21 protein-coding genes and 1 pseudogene are annotated in these 20,193 nt (G+C 63.6%); 8 read left to right on the top strand and 14 right to left on the bottom strand.

Going from position 1 to position 20,193, the window contains the following annotated elements; translation table 11 throughout:
• Positions 1 to 117 precede the first annotated feature (117 nt).
• Complete coding sequence (locus IVB18_RS19830; RefSeq protein WP_247990680.1) at positions 118 to 1,674, top strand: aldehyde dehydrogenase family protein; 1,557 nt, start codon at positions 118 to 120, stop codon at positions 1,672 to 1,674.
• Between the two features lie 6 nt (positions 1,675 to 1,680).
• Positions 1,681 to 2,917: pseudogene (locus IVB18_RS19825) on the top strand (pyridoxal phosphate-dependent aminotransferase).
• Between the two features lie 510 nt (positions 2,918 to 3,427).
• Here IVB18_RS19825 and IVB18_RS19820 read toward each other — a convergent pair.
• The 6 genes from IVB18_RS19820 to IVB18_RS19795 all read right to left on the bottom strand — a co-directional run bounded on the left by IVB18_RS19820 (position 3,428) and on the right by IVB18_RS19795 (position 8,767).
• Positions 3,428 to 3,919, bottom strand: coding sequence for a flavin reductase (locus tag IVB18_RS19820; protein WP_247990679.1), 492 nt, complete (start codon positions 3,917 to 3,919; stop codon positions 3,428 to 3,430).
• On the bottom strand, positions 3,916 to 5,187 hold the full coding sequence (locus IVB18_RS19815; protein WP_247990678.1) for a Zn-dependent hydrolase: 1,272 nt from the start codon (positions 5,185 to 5,187) through the stop codon (positions 3,916 to 3,918). The genes IVB18_RS19820 and IVB18_RS19815 overlap by 4 nt, the downstream gene beginning before the upstream one ends.
• A 10-nt stretch (positions 5,188 to 5,197) precedes the next feature.
• The gene (locus tag IVB18_RS19810) at positions 5,198 to 6,079 is read right to left on the bottom strand and encodes an alpha/beta hydrolase (protein WP_247990677.1); all 882 of its coding nucleotides are present in this window, start codon (positions 6,077 to 6,079) and stop codon (positions 5,198 to 5,200) included.
• A 10-nt stretch (positions 6,080 to 6,089) separates the two neighbouring features.
• Positions 6,090 to 7,235: a pyridoxal phosphate-dependent aminotransferase gene (locus IVB18_RS19805; protein ID WP_247990676.1), complete on the bottom strand. Its 1,146-nt coding sequence runs from the start codon at positions 7,233 to 7,235 to the stop codon at positions 6,090 to 6,092.
• 7 nt (positions 7,236 to 7,242) lie between these two features.
• Positions 7,243 to 8,022 carry an SDR family oxidoreductase gene (locus IVB18_RS19800; protein WP_247990675.1) on the bottom strand — a complete coding sequence of 260 codons (780 nt, stop codon included), beginning with the start codon at positions 8,020 to 8,022 and terminating at the stop codon, positions 7,243 to 7,245.
• Between the two features lie 67 nt (positions 8,023 to 8,089).
• Positions 8,090 to 8,767, bottom strand: a complete 678-nt coding sequence (locus IVB18_RS19795) for a GntR family transcriptional regulator (RefSeq protein ID WP_247990674.1) — start codon at positions 8,765 to 8,767, stop codon at positions 8,090 to 8,092.
• A gap of 254 nt (positions 8,768 to 9,021) precedes the next feature.
• On the opposite strand from IVB18_RS19795, the gene IVB18_RS19790 reads away from it, so the two are divergent.
• From IVB18_RS19790 to IVB18_RS19765, 6 genes are read left to right on the top strand one after another with little or no spacing between them, the layout of a single operon-like run.
• Positions 9,022 to 9,885, top strand: coding sequence for an ABC transporter ATP-binding protein (locus tag IVB18_RS19790; protein WP_247990673.1), 864 nt, complete (start codon positions 9,022 to 9,024; stop codon positions 9,883 to 9,885).
• Complete coding sequence (locus IVB18_RS19785) at positions 9,882 to 10,673, top strand: class II aldolase/adducin family protein (protein WP_247990672.1); 792 nt, start codon at positions 9,882 to 9,884, stop codon at positions 10,671 to 10,673. The genes IVB18_RS19790 and IVB18_RS19785 overlap by 4 nt, the downstream gene beginning before the upstream one ends.
• A gap of 23 nt (positions 10,674 to 10,696) precedes the next feature.
• Positions 10,697 to 11,716, top strand: a complete 1,020-nt coding sequence (locus IVB18_RS19780; protein ID WP_247990671.1) for an ABC transporter substrate-binding protein — start codon at positions 10,697 to 10,699, stop codon at positions 11,714 to 11,716.
• Complete coding sequence (locus tag IVB18_RS19775) at positions 11,713 to 12,528, top strand: ABC transporter permease (protein WP_247990670.1); 816 nt, start codon at positions 11,713 to 11,715, stop codon at positions 12,526 to 12,528. The genes IVB18_RS19780 and IVB18_RS19775 overlap by 4 nt, the downstream gene beginning before the upstream one ends.
• Positions 12,525 to 13,283, top strand: a complete 759-nt coding sequence (locus IVB18_RS19770; RefSeq protein ID WP_247990669.1) for an ABC transporter permease subunit — start codon at positions 12,525 to 12,527, stop codon at positions 13,281 to 13,283. Before IVB18_RS19775 ends, IVB18_RS19770 begins: the two co-directional genes overlap by 4 nt.
• A 4-nt stretch (positions 13,284 to 13,287) precedes the next feature.
• Positions 13,288 to 14,592 carry an LLM class flavin-dependent oxidoreductase gene (locus IVB18_RS19765; RefSeq protein WP_247990668.1) on the top strand — a complete coding sequence of 435 codons (1,305 nt, stop codon included), beginning with the start codon at positions 13,288 to 13,290 and terminating at the stop codon, positions 14,590 to 14,592.
• A gap of 22 nt (positions 14,593 to 14,614) precedes the next feature.
• Here the strand turns inward: IVB18_RS19765 and IVB18_RS19760 are convergent, their stop codons facing one another.
• The 8 genes from IVB18_RS19760 to IVB18_RS19725 form a co-directional block, all read right to left on the bottom strand.
• The gene (locus IVB18_RS19760; RefSeq protein WP_247990667.1) at positions 14,615 to 15,550 is read right to left on the bottom strand and encodes a dihydrodipicolinate synthase family protein; all 936 of its coding nucleotides are present in this window, start codon (positions 15,548 to 15,550) and stop codon (positions 14,615 to 14,617) included.
• Between the two features lie 26 nt (positions 15,551 to 15,576).
• Complete coding sequence (locus IVB18_RS19755; protein ID WP_247990666.1) at positions 15,577 to 16,356, bottom strand: amino acid ABC transporter ATP-binding protein; 780 nt, start codon at positions 16,354 to 16,356, stop codon at positions 15,577 to 15,579.
• 23 nt (positions 16,357 to 16,379) lie between these two features.
• Positions 16,380 to 17,111, bottom strand: a complete 732-nt coding sequence (locus IVB18_RS19750; protein ID WP_247990665.1) for an amino acid ABC transporter permease — start codon at positions 17,109 to 17,111, stop codon at positions 16,380 to 16,382.
• A gap of 17 nt (positions 17,112 to 17,128) precedes the next feature.
• Positions 17,129 to 17,965, bottom strand: a complete 837-nt coding sequence (locus IVB18_RS19745; protein WP_247990664.1) for an ABC transporter substrate-binding protein — start codon at positions 17,963 to 17,965, stop codon at positions 17,129 to 17,131.
• 108 nt (positions 17,966 to 18,073) lie between these two features.
• Positions 18,074 to 18,388 (bottom strand): DUF4286 family protein, encoded by a 315-nt coding sequence (locus tag IVB18_RS19740; protein WP_247990663.1) that lies wholly within the window; start codon positions 18,386 to 18,388, stop codon positions 18,074 to 18,076.
• 11 nt (positions 18,389 to 18,399) lie between these two features.
• Positions 18,400 to 19,341: a dihydrodipicolinate synthase family protein gene (locus tag IVB18_RS19735; protein ID WP_247990662.1), complete on the bottom strand. Its 942-nt coding sequence runs from the start codon at positions 19,339 to 19,341 to the stop codon at positions 18,400 to 18,402.
• Positions 19,342 to 19,349: 8 nt separating this feature from the next.
• On the bottom strand, positions 19,350 to 19,781 hold the full coding sequence (locus IVB18_RS19730) for a MaoC/PaaZ C-terminal domain-containing protein (protein WP_247990661.1): 432 nt from the start codon (positions 19,779 to 19,781) through the stop codon (positions 19,350 to 19,352).
• Positions 19,782 to 19,784: 3 nt separating this feature from the next.
• Positions 19,785 to 20,192: a MaoC/PaaZ C-terminal domain-containing protein gene (locus IVB18_RS19725; protein WP_247990660.1), complete on the bottom strand. Its 408-nt coding sequence runs from the start codon at positions 20,190 to 20,192 to the stop codon at positions 19,785 to 19,787.
• Position 20,193: the final 1 nt, after the last annotated feature.

Genomic DNA, 20,193 nt, shown 5'->3' with positions numbered 1-20,193 from the left:
TATGCGGATGGGACATCACCTTCAAGGCGCCGCCCCTGAGAACGATCGTAACCTTCTCAAGCCAATCGCTGACAGCAGCCCCTCTGAAATCAACGCGAGCCCTCGGAAAGAGTCCTCATGTCAGACAAACAATCCGCCCAAGCCAAAGACTTCTCGCTCAAGGCCGAGGTCGACGTGCTTTTGGTGGAGCTCGGTGTCGAACCCGCCAGCTATACCGGCGGCACGCTGGTCGCTAAAACCCCGATCACCGGCGAAACCGTGGCGCATGTCAGGGAAGTCGACGCCGCCGGCGCGACTGCGGCCATCGAAAAGGCTCACGCGGCATTCCTCGAATGGCGTCTGGTCCCTGCTCCCAAGCGCGGTGAACTGGTGCGGCTGCTTGGCGAGGAGCTGCGCACCAACAAGCGCGCCCTCGGAAGGTTGGTTTCCATCGAGGCCGGCAAGATCGAGTCCGAAGGACTCGGCGAAGTCCAGGAGATGATCGACATTTGCGACTACGCCGTGGGGCTTTCCCGGCAGCTCTATGGCTTGACGATCGCCACGGAGCGCCACGAGCACCGGATGGCGGAGACCTGGCATCCGCTCGGTGTCACCGGCATCATCTCGGCATTCAATTTCCCGGTCGCGGTGTGGTCATGGAATGCTGCGCTGGCACTGGTCTGCGGCAACAGCATCGTCTGGAAGCCGTCGGAAAAGACACCTCTCACGGCTTTGGCAACGGACGCGCTGTTCGGACGCGCTCTGGGGCGATTCAAGGCCGAAGGCGGCGCTGCACCCGATGGGCTATCCGCCGTGCTGGTCGGAGGACGTGAGATCGGTGAGGCCCTCGTCAACAACGCCAGGGTTCCCCTGGTCTCGGCAACCGGTTCGACCGCGATGGGACGTGCCGTCGCACCGAAGCTCGCCCAGCGCTTCGCCCGTGCCATTCTGGAGCTCGGCGGCAACAACGCGGCGATCGTTACGCCGACCGCCGATCTCGACCTAACGCTGCGCGGCGTCGCCTTTGCGGCCATGGGCACGGCAGGCCAGCGCTGCACCACGCTGCGCCGCCTCTTCGTTCACGAGAGCGTCTATGAAAGCTTCGTGCCGCGTCTGAAGAAGGTCTATCAGTCCGTCTCGGTCGGTAACCCCCTCACCGGCAATCTGGTTGGCCCTCTCATTGACGGCCTCGCTTATGAAGCGATGCAACGTGCCCTCAGCGAAGCCAAGGCCTCGGGTGCTGCCATTGTCGGCGGAGAGCGCGTCGCCGTCGCAGGCGCCGACGAGGCGTTCTATGTCCGCCCCGCGCTGGTCGAGATCAACGGACAGACCGGAACGGTCGAGCGCGAGACTTTTGCGCCGATCCTCTATGTCATCAAATACAGCAACTTCGATGCCGTGATCGAACTGCACAATGCTGTCCCGCAGGGACTGTCGTCTTCGATCTTCACCAATGATCTGCGCGAGGCTGAAGCCTTCCTGTCGGCGCGCGGCTCCGATTGCGGGATCGCCAATGTGAACATCGGCCCCTCGGGCGCCGAGATCGGTGGCGCATTCGGCGGCGAGAAGGAAACTGGCGGCGGCCGTGAATCCGGGGCGGATGCCTGGAAGGCCTACATGCGCCGCGCCACCAACACGATCAATTATGGCAGCACGCTGCCGCTCGCCCAGGGCGTCAAGTTCGACGTGGATTGAACGGAAATCGCCGTGAACGCGCCGCTGCAGACATCATCGCATTTCCGGCCGGCCTCCCGGCTTTCGTCGATCGGGGTATCGGAGATCCTGAAGATTACCGGCCTCGCTACGGATCTGAGACGCCAGGGCAAGGACGTCATCATCCTCGGCACAGGGGAGCCAGATTTCGACACTCCGGCCCACATCAAGGACGCAGCAGCGCGCGCGATGCGCGCGGGAGCCACGAAATACACTGCGCTCGATGGAACGCCCGAACTCAAATCCGCCATCCGCGCCAAGTTCGCGCGCGATAATGGCATTAAGTTCGCCCAGGACGAGATCACGGTTTCAAGCGGTGCGAAGCAGGTTCTCTACAATGCGATGATGGCTTCGCTCGATCCAGGCGACGAGGTCGTCATCCCGACGCCATTTTGGGTGAGCTACGCCGACATCGTCCTCATTGCAGGAGGTAAACCGGTTCTGGTGCCATGTTCGGAAGCCAACGGCTTCCGGCTCACCGCTGGTGATCTCGACGCGGCGATCACGCCGCGCTCGCGCTGGGTTATGCTGAATTCGCCGTCGAATCCCACCGGAGCCGCCTATAGCGAAGCTGACTATCGGCCGCTGTTCGACGTGCTATCGCGACACCAGCACGTCTGGCTGATTGTCGACGACATCTATGAGCATATCGTCTACGACGATTTCCGCTTTCTCACACCGGCCGCCATCGAACCGCGAATTGGTCACCGCATCCTGACAGTCAACGGTGTTTCCAAGGCCTATGCGATGACCGGCTGGCGCATTGGCTACGCCGGCGGGCCAAGCGCGCTAATTCGTGCCATGGCCGTCGTTCAGTGCCAGTCGACGTCCTGCCCATCGTCGATCAGCCAGGCCGCGGCTGTCGAAGCCCTCAACGGTCCACAGGACATCGTGCGGGACCATTGTCGGTCGTTTCAGGCGCGCCGCGATCACGTCGTTTCCGCGTTGAACGGGATCAGCGGTATTACCTGCCGCGTGCCCGAAGGGGCGTTCTACACCTTCGCCAGCTGTGCGGGCTTGATCGGCAAGAAGGAGCCCGACGGCGGTATCATCGCGAGCGATACGGCCTTTGCGGAATATCTGCTGCGGACCGCCGGCGTCGCGGTCGTTCCTGGTTCGGCATTTGGCCTCGCACCGTATTTTCCGCATCTCATATGCAACTTCGACCGCGGAACTCGAAGAGGCCTGCCGGCGCATCGCGGCGGCGTGCGCCCAACTGTCCTAGAACGACTAATCATAGGAAGCGTTCGAAGACACACACCTGCAGAGTTCTGAAGCACGCGGTGGCGCTGCTTCGAAATGGCACTCGAGCCCGCGTTGGTTGTCGCTGGATTTTCTTTGATCTCTCGGTGCACACAACGTGGACAGCCCGCCCTCTAACACATTGAAAAAATTAGACTCTCGCTCCAATCCATCATGGGCGCGATGGAAAATCGATAATGCCGTGACTTCAATGAATTGTCTCATACGGAGTCGCAGGCTCATCCTAACCACGGGAAAGCGGCTCGCTCCTAACTTTCGTCCGAACGGGCTTCTGCTTCAATTGAAATAAACATCAGGGACCGAGAGGGAAAAGCTATGCAGTTCAAAAGTGATGGGCCGAGAAGAATCAGGGTCTAGCGTCAGCGCAGTTGGTCAAAACCTACAACAATCTGTGAGCATCCAGCCTACATTGGGCTAACCGGCACAAACCGATGGACCAAGATAATGAAGCCCGAAAGTCCGGCGGGCAGGCTCAGCTGTGGCGCGCCCGTACAGAGTGGTAGGCGCGGCCAAGGTAGATCAGGTTCTCCGTCGGACCAGTCTGCAGTGCCACAACGCGGCAGAACAATACATCGTGCGTGCCGACCGTGGTGACATTCGCGATCTGGCAGTCGAAGGCAACCGCACAGCCGGCGAGAACGGGGGCACCCGTCTCGAGCGTCGACCACACCGCCGCCGCGAACCGTTCCCTGGCGGGCACCTTGCCGCCGAACAACCGTGACAATGGCTCTTGCTGAGCTGATAGCACGTTTACACACACTACGTTGTTGCCCGTCACGCTTACATACGCCGAGGATGCGCGGTTCATACACACCAGGAGCGTCGGAGAATCGTCGGTAACACTGCAGACGGCGGACGCAGTGAAGCCGGCGCGACCTGCGGGACCATCGGTCGTGACGATGCTGACCGCGGCACCGAGACGTGCCATCGCATCGCGATAGTCCTCTCGGGCAATTTCCGTCATCCTCCCTCCTCACGCCCCGCAGCGAAGGACTGCCTGGTGAACGCAACCTCTCGCAGCACCTGCGCCAGGACAGACGCGCCGGCGGCGACATCAGCCGGCTCGGCCCATTCGTCCTCCACATGGCTCGCACCGTCCCGGCAGGGGATGAATATCATCGACGCCGGACAGACTTTGGCCAAATGGCGCGCGTCGTGACCGGCAGACGACAGGATACGCATGGCCGAAAATTCCTGGTCGCGTGCGGCCTGCGCAATCAGCTCGCGCAGGCGCGGATCGAACTCGTTCGAGGCTGCGTCGACCAGTGGAGTCACCGTAACCAGGCACGGCGGTGCATGCTGGCCGCAGAGCGCCGCGATGCGCGCACCCGCCGCGTCAAGTACGGAATTGTTCGGATGGCGCAGATCGATGCTGAAACTGACGCGCGACGGCACCACCGAAGGCGCGTTGGGCTGGACGGAGAGGCGGCCGATCGTGAATTTGATGTCGGTGTCGATGGTGCCGATCTCACCATGAAGCGCCGTTGCGATGCGCGCAAAGGCCGCGAGCGCATCACGCCTCTCCTGCTGCGCGAGCGTACCTGCGTGTCCCTCCGCACCCTCGACAACCACCTGAAAGGTCTTCTTGCCTTGGATGCCGATGACAACGCCGATCGTGCAGGCGGCCGCCTCCAGCAGCGGTCCCTGCTCGATGTGCAATTCGAAATAGCTCTCCACGGCAAAGCCTAGCGGCCTGTGCGGCAGATCGGGAAAGGCCCGAAAGAGACAATCGAGCGCTTCGCCAACGCTGACGCCGTCTGCATCGCGCGCCGCGCGGATCGCCGCCATGTCACGTTCGCCCGTAAAGGCCTCCGAGCCCATCATGCCCGGCGCGAAGCGCGAGCCTTCCTCGTTCATCCAGGCGACGACGATGACGTCGCGCGCCGGCCTCTCGCCTTGTTCGGCTAGCGAAACCGCCGCCTCGAGTGCCGCCATCACGCCGGCCGCACCGTCGAATTTGCCACCGGTCGGCTGGCTATCGAGATGACTGCCGAGCAAGAGCGGCGGCGCGGCGCGATCTTGGCCCGCCAGCGCCAGAAACAGGTTTCCCGCGGCATCTGTCGACGGCGTCAACCCCGCTTCGAGCGCCCAGCCAATGACGCGGCGCCATGCGGCGATCTCGCCGTCACTCAGCGCCTGACGGTTGACCCCGCCGGCGGGCGTCGCCCCGATCTCGGCAAGCGCCATCAAGCGGGTCCAGAGTCGATCGGCATCGATCAGAGGTCGGGGCATCATCGATCCGCTACTTCGTGCGCATGATCTGGTCCGGCAGCGCACGCGGATCGCGCGGCAGCCAGCGGCCGGCCTCGACCTGGGCGATGAACTCGGCGAGCAGCGCGTTGAACGCCGCCGGCTCTTCCAGATTGAGGGTGTGGCCGGTCTTGGGGAAGACGGAGAGACCGCAGGCTGGAATGGTCTTCTTGAGGAAGATCCCGGGCTGGAGACAGTGGTCGTCCTCGTCGCCGACGACGACCAGCGTCGGCACCATCATCTTCTTCAGACTGTCCTCGAGATCGTAGAACGACGGCCGCCGCGCCTGGACGCCGCGCATGGTGTTGGCCGCCCCTCGATCGGAATGGGTAGCGAGACGATCGGCAAATTCCCGCCAGCCGCGCGGATCCTTGTTCTGGAACTGCACCCGGCTCGCGCCGAGCGCATAGATCTTGGAGAACTCTTTCGCGCCCTGCTTCTCGAAATTATCGGCAACCTCGAGGGAGACGCCGCGAAAATACTCCTCGTGCTCCTTCTCGCAGCCATAGCCGGCGCCCGCAACGGTCAACGACAAGGCACGCTCGGGCGTACGCAGACCGACATGCACCGTGCAAAAGCCTCCCATCGAGAGACCGACGATGTGCGCTTTCTCGATCTTCAGCGCATCGAGCACTGCAACCGCATCGTCCGCAGCAAGCGCCTGCGAATAGGCCTCTACGCTCTCCGGCACATCCGATGGCGGATAGCCACGTGCGGCATAGGTGATGCAGCGATGGCGCCGGCTGAAAAAGCGGAGCTGCGGTTCCCAGCTCGCGTGATTGCCGCCGAATTCATGGATGAAGAGGATCGGTGTGCCCTCGCCGACCTCCTCCACGTAGAGCTTCACACCGTCCCTGGTCGTGATCATCGTCATCGGCATCACCCTAGAATTGCGGCGGCAGGTCGTTGAGCGTGCGCGCCTGCGCAACCATCTCCGGCAACAATGTACAGAGCTTCTCGACCCAGGACTGAGGCACGGAGGTGCTGATCTTCACGAAGCGGTCGCCGAAACGCTGCGTATGGTAAGTGCCCTGGCGGATCATGATGCCCTGCCGACGATAGCATTCGACCAGCGCCTCGGGGCGGATGCCCGCCGCGACGGTTTCGAGCACCAGGAAGTTGCCGTGCGATGGCATGATCGGTAGTGCCAATCCGTCGATCGCGACAGCCGCCTCCTGGATCATCGCCTTGTTGGCCCGGTCGGCGCTGCGAACCTTCTTCATCCATTCGGCCTTGACCGAAAGCCCCGCCTGCGCCGCACGCTGGGCAATGACACTTGCGCCCAGAACACTCGTGGAGGTCTGCGCCAGCTCTTCGAACAGGTTCGGCGCGGCGATGAGAGCGCCGATCCGCAGACCCGCAAGGCCCAGCCATTTCGAAAAGCTGGTCGAGACAACCGAGCCTTCCGGAGCCACGTGAAGAGCAGGCGTGTGCCCATCGGCAAAATCACGGTAGGTGCAGTCGTGCACCAGCAACGCGCCGCAATTCCGCGCGATCGCTGCAAAGCTCTCGATCTCCTCGCGCGTGTAACGAATGCCGAGCGGATTGTTGGGATCGACCAGGTAGATGATCGCTGTGCGCTCGTCGACATGGGCCTTCAGCGCCTCGGGCGTCAGGCGGTAGTTGCAGGCCGGATCATAGATCGGAATCTCGATCACCTCGGCGCCCTGCTGGCGCGCGAACAGGCACGGCCATTTCCAGGTCGGATCGGTAGTCACCAGCGTCGTGCCGGGCTTGCAGCGCGCACGGCAGATCATGGCCAGCGCGTTGACGCCGCCCTCGGTCACCAGCGCCTCTGCACCGGGCGTGCCGAGGTCGGCGACGATCGCGGCGCGCAGCGCCTCGAAGCCGAGCGGCGGAGCATAGGCATTGAACTCGCCGGCCTCGATCGAGCGCAGCATCGCCTCGCGCACGGCGGGATGGCTCTCGACGTGGTTGGTGTTCTGGCCGAGCCAGTAGAGCCCCGGCGTCGCCGAGAGCTCGTCGAAATAGCGGTTGCGCAGGAGCGCCGCGGATTGAGGTCCTGACATCGACGCCTCAGATTACCGAGCCGCGCGCGGCGATGCCGCCGTCGATCGTCACCACGGTGCCGGTAATATAGCCGGACCGGGGCGAGGAGAGGAAAGCAACGAGATCGGCGACTTCCTCTGAGGTCGCGGGCCGCTTGCCCGGGTATTTGTCGAACAGTTCCTCCCAGCGGCCCTCGTCGCCGAGCATGTCGATCGCCTTGCGCTTCATGATCTTGAGCATACGGTCGGTGGCTACCGGCCCCGGATTGACCGCGACGACACGCACCCCGTGATCGAGGCTCCTGCCGCCGAGCGCCTTGGTGAAGGACATCAGCGCCGCATTGCCGGTGCTGCCTGCGATGTAGCTCGCATCCCAGTTCTCGCCGGAATTGCCGATGATATTGATGATGACGCCGTCCTTGCCCTTCATGCGCGGATAATAAAGGCGCGACAGTGTGATGTAGCCGAACACCTTGAGGTCGAAGCCGCGCCGCCACGCAGCGTCATCAAGGACCTCGAGCGAACCGGCCGGGATATCGCCGGCATTGTTGATGAGGATGTCGATGTCACCGACCTCGGCCGCGAGCTTCTCCATCGCAGCTGTGCTCGACAGGTCGAGCGCATGGATCCTGATCTTCACGCCGTGGCGGGCTTCCAGTTCCCGCTTGGCCTGGAGCATGGCCTCGCCGTTGCGGGCGGCCAGATGCAGATGGCCCCCCTCCGCGGCGAAGAGCTCGGCCACCGCAAGTCCAATTCCTTTCGACGCGCCCGTGATCAGAACGGTCTTGTTCGTTAGCTTAAGGTCCACTCCGGATCTCCAGGATGCAAACTCGATATGCAAAGTCTAGCAATTTGCATACCAAGCGACCGGAAGGTCATTCGAAGGCGGCCAGGAAGTCCAGAAGGTTGTCGCCGAGCAGGTTGACGTGATCGCGCATGGCGCTGTGCGCCCGCTCGGGATCGTGGGCCAGGATCGCCTGCATGATCGCCTCGTGCTCGCGGACGGTATCGGCGATCCGGTTCGGCATGCGCGTCACCCGGCGGCGATACGCCGCCACCTGATTGCGCAGCTTGCGGGTCTGCTCGGCCAGGAAGGCGTTGCGCGAGGCCTCGTAGATCGCCTCGTGGAACTCCTGATTGACGTCGTAGAAGACGTCGATGTCGCCAGCATCGCCAGAAGCCACAAGCCGCTGATGAATCTCCCCAATTTCGTTACCCCAGGCCTGCGAGACACGCCGCGCGGCAAGCCGGGCGCAGAGGCCTTCGAGCTCTGCCATGACCTGGAACATCTCGATCAGCGCCTGGGCCTTGATGCTGCGAACCGTTGCTCCCTGTCGCCCGCGCAGTTCGACCAGATGGTTGGCGGCCATCAGACGGAACGCCTCCCGCACCGGTGTGCGCGAGACGCCGAAACGCTGGGCGATCTCCTGCTCGTCAAGCCGGCTGCCCGGCTCGAGATGGCCTGCCGCGATCGCGCCTTCAAGCTTCTGGCGCAAGCTCTCGGCGAGCGTCATGCCGGGGCTTGCCATCAAGGATTCGTGCCCATTTTTCACGCGCCTGCCTCCGCTGTGTGCACTTGCGGCCGCCATTATGTTTCTCCGATATCAATATACGTATACAAAATGACACCGATCTTCCAGCGAAAGAGCGAGTTTTCTTCCGAGAAGCGCACAACGCCGGACCTCTTCTCGCAAGTCTTATGCCTGATTTTCGGGAAAATCGCGCTGGCACACGAGTTGCTAAGAGATTTCGACGCGGTCTGCTTTCGTATGCGAATGACCGTTGCCATTATACAAGGACAATCCCGGTGCAGGCTGCCCGCCTTCCCAATCCCGGACCGACCACCAAAGCCCCGCAGGCGCACCCGAAGCCTGAGCCGCTGCTTGAACTACGTGCGGTGACCAAGACCTTCGGCCCCGTCGCCGCGCTGTCGGGACTTCAGGCGAACATCGCCCCCGGCGAGTTCGTCACCGTCGTCGGCCCGAGCGGCTGCGGCAAGAGCACGCTCTTCAACATCGTCGCCGGATTGGAAGAGCCGGACGCCGGCGGCATCCTGCGCTTCGAGGGCAAGAGCTGCCACGCGGCCGATCTGCTCGGCCGCGTCTCCTTCATGCCGCAGCGCGACCTGCTGTTTCCATGGCGGAACGTGGTCGACAACGCCATTCTCGCGCTCGAGGTCGAGGGCATGCCGCGCGATCAGGCGCGCGCCAAGGCACTGAAGATGCTGCCCGAGTTCGGGCTCGCCGGCTTTGAGAAGCAATATCCCAATCAATTGTCGGGCGGCATGCGCCAGCGCGTGGCCTTGATGCGCACGTTCCTGTTCGAACGCGACCTGATGCTGCTGGACGAGCCGTTCGGCGCGCTCGACGCGCTGACGCGAGCGATGATGCAACGCTGGCTGCTCGACGTATGGCAGAAATACCGTCGCACCATTCTTTTCATCACCCACGACGTCGACGAGGCGATCTTCCTCGGCGATCGCGTGCTCGTCATGACGGCCCGTCCCGGCTCGGTGAAGCTCGAACAGGTCGTCGATCTCCCCCGCCCGCGCCGGCCCGAGATCGTCACCGCCCCCGAATTCGTGCGCCTCAAGCGCACGCTGCTGGATGCGATCGAGGAGGAAAGCATGAAATCATTCCAATCCTCCACCGCGCAGGAGAAGACGCAGTGAACGCGATGTCAGCAAGAGAGCCACACGCCGCGGCGCACGGGATCGAGCCAGCCGAATGGGATGCCCGGGTCAAGCTTGCGGCCTGCTATCGCATGGTCGCAAAGCTCGGGATGGACGACCTGATCTACAATCACATCTCCTTGCGCGTTCCCGGCCACGACGATCAGTTCCTCCTCAATCCCTACGGGCTGCTGTTCGACGAGATCACGGCGTCGAGCCTGGTGAAGATCGATACCAACGGCAACAAGCTCGACGACACACCGCACGCCGTCAACGTCGCGGCCTTCGTCATCCATGCCGCGATCCACACGTCGAACCACGACGCGGCCTGCGTGCTGCACACCCATTCCGACGCGAGCGTCGCGGTGTCTGGGCAGGAGAAGGGCCTGTTGCCGCTCAGCCAGTTCGCGATGCGCTTCTACGACAGGCAGGCCTTCCACGACTACGAAGGCGTCGCCATCGATCTCGATGAGCAGGCGCGTCTGGTGCGGGATCTCGGCCCGCACAAGGTCATGCTGATGCGCAATCACGGCATCCTCACCGTCGGCCGGACGCCCGGTGAGGCCTTCATGCTGCTCTATTATTTCGAGCGCGCCGCCCGGATCCAGCTTCAGATGCAAGCGGCCGCCGCGGCCGGCGCCACTCTCGTGATACCGCCGCACGAGGTGTGCGAGAAGGCAGCCCGCCAGTTCTGGGAATTGCAGGGCGACATCCTCGTGCCCGGCGAACGCGAATGGCCGGCGCTGATGCGCCAGCTCGACCGCACCGATCCATCCTATCGCAATTGATTTTCACCGTCTGGAGTATGACCATGATGAGCCGACGCCACGCCTTCTCAGTCCTCTCCGTCCTCGCGCTGGCGACCGGCTCGCTGATCGCGGCTGCGCCCGCATCGGCCGAGCCGCAGAAGGCGAGCCTTCGCCTGAAATGGCTGCCGCAAGCCCAGTTCGCCGGCTTCTACGTCGCGCAGGCCAAGGGCTACTACAAGGCCGAGGGCATCGACCTCACCATCAATCCCGGTGGCCCCAATCTGCTGACCGAGAATCTGGTCGCGACCGGCGCCGATACGTTTGGCCTGTCCGGTGGCACCGACAGCGTGTTCGCCGCCCGCGACAAGGGACTCCCCATCGTCTGCATCGGCGTGTCGCATCAGGTCACGCCGTTCATCTTCGTCACCCGCAAGGACGGGCCGGTCAAGACGCTGCAGGATTTCAAGGGCAAGACCGTCACCACCTGGTTCACCGGCGCCAACCATGTGCTGAACGGCATGCTGGCCAAGGAAGGCATCAAGCCGGATGAGCTGAAGATCCAGCCGCAACAGGTGTCGGTGACGCCATTCGTTGACGGCAGTGTCGATGTGGTCACGGCGACCTATTACAACGAGTTCTACACCATCCAGTCGCGCATGCCGAAGGACAGCCTGAAGACCTTCGTCGCCGAGGATTACGGCATCACCTTCCCGCGCGACACGCTGATCGTGGCCGAAGCCACCGCCAAGGAGAAGCCGGAACTCGTCAAGGCGTTCCTGCGGGCTTCGCTGAAAGGCTGGAAGGATGCCTTCGCCGATCCGAAGGGCGCCGTCGACACCGTGATGGCCGCAGCCCCCACGCTCGATCGCGCGCAGCAGGAGTTCATGCTGACCGAGGTGAAGCGCCTGATGACGGCCGGCGCAGCGGCGAAGAACGGCAGCTTCTGGATCGATGCCGACGCGGTCAAGACCGCGCACGATTTCTTCCTGAAATACGGCGTGATCTCTAAGCCGCTCGATCTCGCCGCCGCCTATGACGCAAGCTTCATCCAGAGCGTCCCGCTGGCGGACCGGTTGCCGTGAACGATCATGCGGCAACGTCGCTCGGGCAGGGCCAGATGGCGACACGGCCAATCGTAATGCCGGCTTCGCTGCGGAAGCTGATCCGGCTCCTGCTTGGCCTTGCCATCGCGGCGGTGATCTGGGAAGGCGCGGTGCGGCTGTTCGGCATCCGGCCCTACTATCTGCCGCGCCTCAGCACGATCCTGATGGCGATTGCGGCCACGCCTCGCGCCTATGTCGACGGGTTCCTGCGCACGCTTGCCGAGACGCTGATCGGCTTTGCCGCCGGCGGCGCGTTCGGCGTGCTCATAGGCATCGCGTTCTTCCGCATGCGTGCGCTGCGCGAGATGGTGTTTCCGATCTTCGTGGTGTCGCAGACCATTCCGGTCATCGCGTTCGGCGCGCTGGTGGTGCTGTGGTTCGGCAATACACTGCTCGCCAAGGCGATCATCGCGTTCTATCTGACCTTCTTTCCGGTGACGGTGAACACGCTGCTTGGCCTGGAGACGGTCGATTCCAAGCAGGTGGCGCTGATGCGCAGCTTTGGCGCTTCCAATCGCCAGCTTCTGCTGCGCCTGCAGCTTCCGACAGCGTTGCCGCAGATCTTCGTGGCGTTGCGGCTCGCCGCGTCGCTGAGCCTGGTCGGCGCCATCGTCGGCGAATGGTTCGGCGACACCACCGGACTCGGCGTCCTGCTGCTCCAGGCGATGTTTACCGAGAACGTCGTCGCGATCTGGGCCGCCCTGCTCGCCGCCGCCCTGCTCGGCACCGGCTTCTATGCGGTCGTCGCCGCGGTGGAGCGGCGTCTGGTATTCTGGAACGCCGAGCAATGAGCCGCGCGCTCGCCTTCCCTTCGCTCGCCGTCCAGCGCGGCATCCTGGGCGCCATCCTCCTGATCGCGTGCTGGGAAGGCGTGGCGCGCGGACTGCATCTGCCGGCCTACGTTCTCCCTGCCGTCAGCAACATCGTGGCGGGACTCTGGTCCAAGCGCGCAACGCTGGTCGACGCCGCCGGCTATACCCTTGTCGAAGCGCTGGTGGGCTATGGGCTCGGCTGCCTGATCGGTATCGGCCTTGCCGTTGCCATCGCTTTGGTGCCGGCCCTTCGCACCGCAATCCTGCCCCTGGCGACCGCGATCAACTCTGTGCCTGTGGTCGGTTATTCACCGCTGATCCTGCTCTGGTTCGGCATCGGCGTCAGCTCGAAGATCGTGATGGTCGCAATGGCGGTGAGCTTCACCATCCTGCTGTCGATGCTGGCCGGACTCGATCGTGTCGATCGTCGTGCCATCGATCTCATGCGCAGCTTCGGCGCAAGCCGCTTCGGCGTGCTGTGGCGCCTGCGCCTGCCGACCGCCTTGCCGTTGCTGCTCGCCGGAATGCGCGTCTCCACGGTGCGCAGCGTCATCGTCGCGATCGTCACCGAAATGCTCGGCGCGCATGGCGGGCTCGGCTGGGTCATCTACCAGGCCGTGCTTCAGATCGACTTCGTCCAGGTCTGGGCGGCGATCTTCGTGGCGTCCGCGGCGAGCCTCGCCTTCTTCGGCCTGATCGGCTTTCTCGAGCGTAAGATCCTGTTCTGGACATGATGCCATGAAACGACAGATGCATCTCGGCCTGTTCATCCTCGGAACCGGCAGCCACGTCGCAGGCTGGCGCTATCCCGGCGCGGTGGACAGCTTTCAGGATTTCGCGGCGATCCAGGAGATCGGCCGCACCGCCGAGCGCGGCAAGTTCGACCTGATCTTCATGGGCGACAATCTCTATGCCGACGCGGCCGCCCATCCCTCCTACACGCTGCGGCTGGAGCCGCTGACCATGCTGGCTGCGCTCGCGACATCCACCAGCCATATCGGGCTCGGCGCGACCGTCTCCACCACCTACAGCGATCCGTTTTCGGTCGCGCGCGTCTTCGCCTCGCTCGATCACATTTCCAAAGGCCGCGCGGCGTGGAATGCGGTGACGACGGCCAATCCGGCGACCGCTGCGAATTTCGGCACCACCCATCCCGACCATGCTCGCCGCTACGAAATGGCGGGCGAGTTCCTCGACGTCGCCAAGGGCCTGTGGGACGGCTGGGCCGATGACGCCATCGTCGCGGACCGCACGGGCGGCCTCTACATCGATCCGGCCAAGCTGCGTCCGATCGACCATGACGGCACGTTCTTCAAGGTGAAGGGCCCGCTCAACATCGGCCGCAGCCCGCAAGGCCATCCCGTCGTGCTTCAGGCCGGCGGCTCCGAGGCCGGCCAGGCGCTTGCCGCGCGCACCGCGGACATCGTGTTCTCGGTGGTGCAGGATATCGAGGAGGCCAAGACCGGCTATGCCTCGCTGAAGAAGCGCCTGCCGGCGTTCGGCCGCAGGCCGGAAGATGTCACGGTACTGCCTGGCGTGATGCCGGTCGTTGGCCGCTCCGACAAGGAGGCGTTCGAGAAGCTCAACGTGCTCCAGAGCTTCGTCAGCGGCAGCAATGCGCTCGCCATCCTGTCCGACCGCTTTGGCCAGGACATGTCGGCCTACGATCTCGACGGGCCGATCCCCGACATCGCGCCGTCCGACAGCTATCACGGTTTTGCAAGCGTGATGCTTGCCAAGGGCCGCCGCGAGAACATGACGCTGCGCGATCTCTACAATCTCACCGCTGCGGCCCGCGGTCATTGGGTGCTGTGCGGCTCGGCCGAACGCATCGCCGACACGCTACAGCTCTGGTTCGACGAACACGCTGCCGACGGCTTCAACGTCATGCCGCCCTATTTTCACGAAGGGTTCGAAGATTTCGTCCAGCTCGTGGTGCCCCTGTTGCAGGAACGCGGACTGTTCCGCGCGGACTATGAGGGGACGACGCTGCGCGAACATCTTGGTCTCGCGCGGCCGAACAACCCGTTCTTCCAAGCCTAGCCCGCACCTCAATTTGGCTTCATCATTGACCGGCCAGCCGCAGGGCCAGCTCGAGCGCATGAAGCTCGTCCGGCGTCACCGGCGGTTGCGGCGGCCGCACCGCATCGCATGAAAGCCTTCCGAGCAGTTTCAGGCACGCTTTGAGCCGCGCCGTCGCCCGTCCTCCGGGCGCATCGCGATAGATCGCGGCGACCAGCGGATACAGCTTTTCGTTCGCGGCGCGAACCCGCTCCCAGTCGTTGGCTTCGGCTGCATTCCAGAGGCTGACCACGAGCTCCGGCACGACGCAGGCGAGGCTGACCTGGCTGCCCGCCGTGCCAACGAGATAGCTCGTCATGAGATGTTCGTCTCCCGAGCCGAGCACGACGAACTCCGGCCGTAGCTTCCGGATCAGCCTAAAATTCTGTTCGTAGGCTGCGACCTCCCAACTGCCTTCCTTGATCGCGACAAAGCGGCGGTCGGCGACGAGCTGCTCCAACAGCGGCGGTGCATAGGCCATGGCCCCGGCGCCGACGGGTGCCGCGTAGAACATCAGGGGCGTGGTCGTTGCATCGCGGATGCGGCGGTGATGCTCGATGACGCAGCCGTCGGCGTGAGCGAGGGCCCAACTGTTGGGAGGAAACACCAGGAGCCCGTCCGCGCCCGCCTGCTCCAGCGCGGTCGCCTCGCGCGCGGCCTCCAGGCTCGATTCATGATTGACCCCGGAGACGATCAAACAATCCTTCGGAGCATGCGCACGCGCAAGCTCCACCACGCGCCGTTTCTCGGCCAGCGACAGCACGAAGTTCTCTCCGGCGTGGCCGTTGACCAATAGCCCATTGATGCCGGGCACGGACGCCACTGACGCAATATGCGCCGCCAACGCCGGCTCATCGATCTGGAAATCGGACATCATCGGCACGATCGTCGCGGCATGAATGCCGCAGAGCCGATCGCTGAATGACTGCGACGTTGCCATCTCGCCCGACACCGCCGACACGCGAACTAGTGAATGATCTGGTCGAGGAACGTCCTTGCCCGTTCGGACTTCGGATGGCTGAAGAACTCCTCCGGCGCGGCCTGCTCGACGATCTTCCCCTCGTTCATGAACACGATCCGGTCCGCGACCTCGCGGGCGAAACCCATCTCGTGCGTCACGCACAGCATGGTCATGCCCTCTTCCGCGAGCTTCTTCATGGTCTCCAGAACTTCCTTGACCATCTCCGGGTCCAGCGCCGAGGTCGGCTCGTCGAACAGCATGATCTTCGGCCGCATGCACAGCGCGCGTGCGATGGCAACGCGTTGCTGCTGGCCGCCCGACAACTGCCCTGGAAATTTGTCGGCCTGCTCTGGAATACGAACCTTGGCCAGGAAATGCATGGCGAGGTCCTTTGCCTCTGCCTTCGTCATGCCGTTCACAGTCATCGGCGCCAGGACGCAGTTCTCCAGCGTGGTCATGTGCGGAAACAGGTTGAAGCTCTGGAACACCATGCCGGTATCCCGCCTGATCGCATCGATGTTCTTGCGCTGGCGATCGAGCTCGGTGCCGTTGACGTAGATCAGGCCTTCGTCGTGCTTCTCGATGTGATTGATGCAGCGGATCAGGGTCGACTTACCCGAGCCGGAGGGACCGCACACCACGATCTTCTCGCCCTTGGCGACCTTGAGATCGATCTCGTTCAGCGCGGTGAAGTCGCCGTAATGCTTGTAGACGGCCTCCATGCGAACCGCCGGCACGTCGCGCAGCCGCGGCTGCACAATTTCACCCTCGATACTGGCCGCCATCGCTGCGTTCCCCGGTGATGCGCTCATGCTCTGGCCTCGACGCTCGCCTGTGCAACCGGCGCCCTCGCCACAACCCGCCTGGACTTCGCAGCGTTGGATCGACCAAAATGCTTCTCGAGCCGGCGCTGAACCGCATCCCAGACCGAGGTGAGGATCAGGTAATAGGCGGTTGCAGCCGCATAGACTTCGAGGATCTGGAAATGCTCCTGCATCAACATGTCACTGCGGCGCATGATCTCCTCGACCGAGATGACGGAAGCGAGCGAGGTCGCCTTCAGAAGTGAGTTGATGGAATTGCCGAGCGGGGGGATCATCAGCCGAAACGCCTGCGGCAGGGTCACGCGACGGAATGTCACCCATGGCGACAGGCTCAGGGCCCAGGCAGCTTCGCGCTGCCCGGCCGAGACGGCCATGAAGCCGCTGCGCACGATCTCGGCGAGATAGGCCGCCTCGTTGAGGATCAGGCCGACGAGCGCGCAGGTGATCACGCTGAACTTGATCCCCAGTTGCGGCAAGCCGCTGTAGATTACGACCAGCTGGATCAAGAGCGGCGTGCCGCGGAAGAACCAGATGTAGAACCGCGCCGCACCTGATAGCACCGGGTTGGACGACATGCGCATCAACGCGATGCCCATGCCGAGGATCAATCCGCCGATCACAGCAGCCACCGTCAGCCCGATGGTGACGAGCACACCCTTCATCAGGAAGTAGTTGAAGAAGTAGTGGACGGCGGCCGTCGGACTGAAATAGCTCATCAGCTCTTCTCCGTGTCTCAGGCCGGACCTGGGCCGGCAATCGCCAGCGGCTGATCAGCCGGCAGGCTGGTCAGGCCGAACTTGTCGAACAGCGCTTGGTAGCTACCGTCGGCGCGCATTGCGTTCAGCGCCTTGACCACGGCATCGACCACGGGCTTATTGCGAAAACCGAGCGTCGTGCGCGCCGTGCCGAGGCCGCTCAGCACTTCCTTGACGCGGCCGCGCCCGACGAGATCACGTGCAACGCTATCGACGAGCAGCGCATTGTCCACCTGGCCCGCGAGCAGCGCGCTCACGACGTTGGTCGCGGTCGGAAACGTGCGCATCTCGACGGCTGCGCCGCCCTTTGCCACGCTCGCATCGCTGAGCTTCTTGAGCCAGTTCATCTGGTAGGTGCTAACCTCGACGGCAGACGTTTTTCCAATCAAGTCTCCTTCGGTAGCAATTTTTGTGCCGCTATCAGGCGCGACCACGACCGAAATGGCCTGAATGGCGTAGGGCACCATGTACATCAGCTTCGAGCGTTCCTCGGTCCAGAACATGCCGGTATCGATGCCGTCGATACGGCTCGCGGTCATGGCCGGAATCATCGCCGGAAAATCCATCCGGACGAGCTCGACCGGAAGACACAACCGCTTGCCGAGTTCGGCGGCCAGTTCCACGTTGAGGCCCTGCAATTGACCGTCCTTGTCGACGAATTGCTGCGGTGGATTGGTCGGATTGATGGAGAGCTGCAACTTTCCGGGCGCAATCAGATTGTCGTCTGTGATCGCAGGCGTGCATGCGGCATGCACAGCAGTGGATGCGAGAACGAGTGCGGCAGCGGCACTCAAGCGAAGCAGTGTCGAGAGCATGTGATACCTCCAATAAGACGCAAATAACCGATGCAGTCCCTCGCTCGGCCTCCCCTCAATGTTTTTGGATGCGGCCGGCCGGATCTCGCGACGCGGCAGGCTGCATCATCATCGATCCCCTAAAACCGGTCCGGACGACGGCTTGAGCTGAATGCGCATGAAATTCTTCACCAGATTCTCGAACGGACCGAAGCCCCTCACCTTCAAGAACTCCGGCGTCTCGAAAGCCCACCGTCCCGCGACTTCGTACATGGCCGCGTATTTCGGCCCGTCGCCGATCGAGACGAAGCGTTTCGCCGAAAGCCAGCCGGGACAGCCGAGCAGGTCAGGAAAATGCGTGTGCTCGTACCAGGCATTGAAAGCGTCTTCGTGCTCGGGATCGATGTCGACCCGCACGATGTGGAGAACGGCCTCGTCTGGCATGAGCGCCTCCCTCATGCCAGACGAATGTCGCCGGCCGCGCGCGCCGCGCCGACGGTCGTTGCAATGGTGTCGCACAGCGCGGGAAGGACTGGCAGTAGCGGCGGCCGCGGATCCGCATTGCTAATCAGGCCGAGCGCCTTGAGCCCGACTTTCATCCGTGTATGCATGTCCATGATCGGTGCCGGCCCATAGATCGCGCGAACGACCGGATAGAGCCGTTCGTTGACGGCGCGCATCGCCTTGAGATCGTCGGCGAGCGCAGCCTGCCAGAGCGCGATGAACAGGTGCGGCGCGAGACTGACCAGACCGGACAGGATGCCGTCGCCGCCGACGGCAAGCTGCGGCAGGAACCAGTTGAAATTCGACGGCAGGAGCGCGACGGACGGATCGGCCTGCTTCACCGCCCGCCGATTCTCGTCATAGGCAAGGATGGCATCGCTGCCTTCCTTGATGGCGATGACACCGTCAAGCGCCGCGATGTCCGCAAGCGTTTGCGACGAATAGCCGAAGCCGGACGCCAGCGGATACTGGAAGATCGACACCGGAATCCCGATGGCGGAACTGACCGCCCGTACGAAAGCCACCGGCGCGCGCGAGGTGGCCGATGCACCGCCACCAAGCGGCGCCGGCGGGAATAATACCGCGCAGTCCGCGCCGGCAGCCTCGGCGAGCTGCGCCTGATGGATCGCTTCCGCGGTCGAATGCGCGATGATGCCGGCCAGCAGCGGCTTGCCGCCGATATGCCTGCGCGTGCGTTCGATCACCGCCTGGCGCTCGTCGTCCGAGAGCGATCCGCCCTCGCCGGCATGTCCATTGACGAACACAGCCGCGATTCCGTCCGGGCAGGCGCAATAGTCGAGCAGGCGAGCATAGCCGTCCCAGTCGATCGAGAGATCGTCCTTGAAGGGCAGCACGGTCGCGACCGTGACGCCGCGCAGGTTCGGTTTCTTCATCAGCTCGCTCATGACGGTTTGTGTCGGGGGAATTTCAGGCTCGCACGCGCCTTCAGCACCTCGAGGCCGTTCTCGTTGCGGGCGCTCGCCTCCCAGATGATGGTTCGGGTCTCGTCGTGCTGCTCAGCGATCCAGACGTCGAAGGTGAGCGTGTCGCCATAGAACACCGGCCCCGTGAACCAGAAGCGATCCTCCACCGACACGCCGATCGTGCCGACCAGCTCGCTGGTGAGGATGCTGGTGCAGAGACCCGCGACCATGATCCCCGGCGCCAACCGGCGGCCGAAGCGCGTCGCGCCCGCATAGACCTCGTCGACATGGACGGGACCGAAATCGCCGGTGGCGGCGATGTAGAGCGCGCCATCCGCCTCGGTGATGGTCTTGCTGAGGCTGACCCTGTCGTTCACCTTCAGCTCGTCGAAGGACTTTGGTTCGTACATGGCTCAGGCTTTCGCGAAGGGAACGAGCGTCGCGGTGCCATCCACCACGGTCGCGCCGGACGGCGACAGTGTGCAGGTGATCCGGCAAGTCGCTTCGTCGCCGGCGACCGAGACGATCTCGGCCATGGCCTCGACGGAATCGCCGACGATCACGGGCGCTGCAAAATTCAGCGCGATACTGCCGATCCGCCGCGTGGGTCCGCCGAGCTGGCTGAGACAGGTGGTGGCGAGACCGCCGACTGCGAGTTCGAAGGCGACCATGTTGGACGCGCCCGCCTTCTTGGCGCGGACGGCATCGACATAGAGACCACCGAGATTGCCGCTGATGCCGGTGAACATCGCCTGTTCGGCGACCGTCATGGTCTTGCGGAACGCGAAGGCGGCACCGGGCTTGAGAAGTGCGTGAGACATC

This window comes from Bradyrhizobium sp. 186, assembly GCF_023101685.1.
Taxonomy (GTDB): domain Bacteria; phylum Pseudomonadota; class Alphaproteobacteria; order Rhizobiales; family Xanthobacteraceae; genus Bradyrhizobium.
Note: the sequence above shows the minus strand (reverse complement) of the source record. Positions and strands in the feature narration are given on the sequence as shown.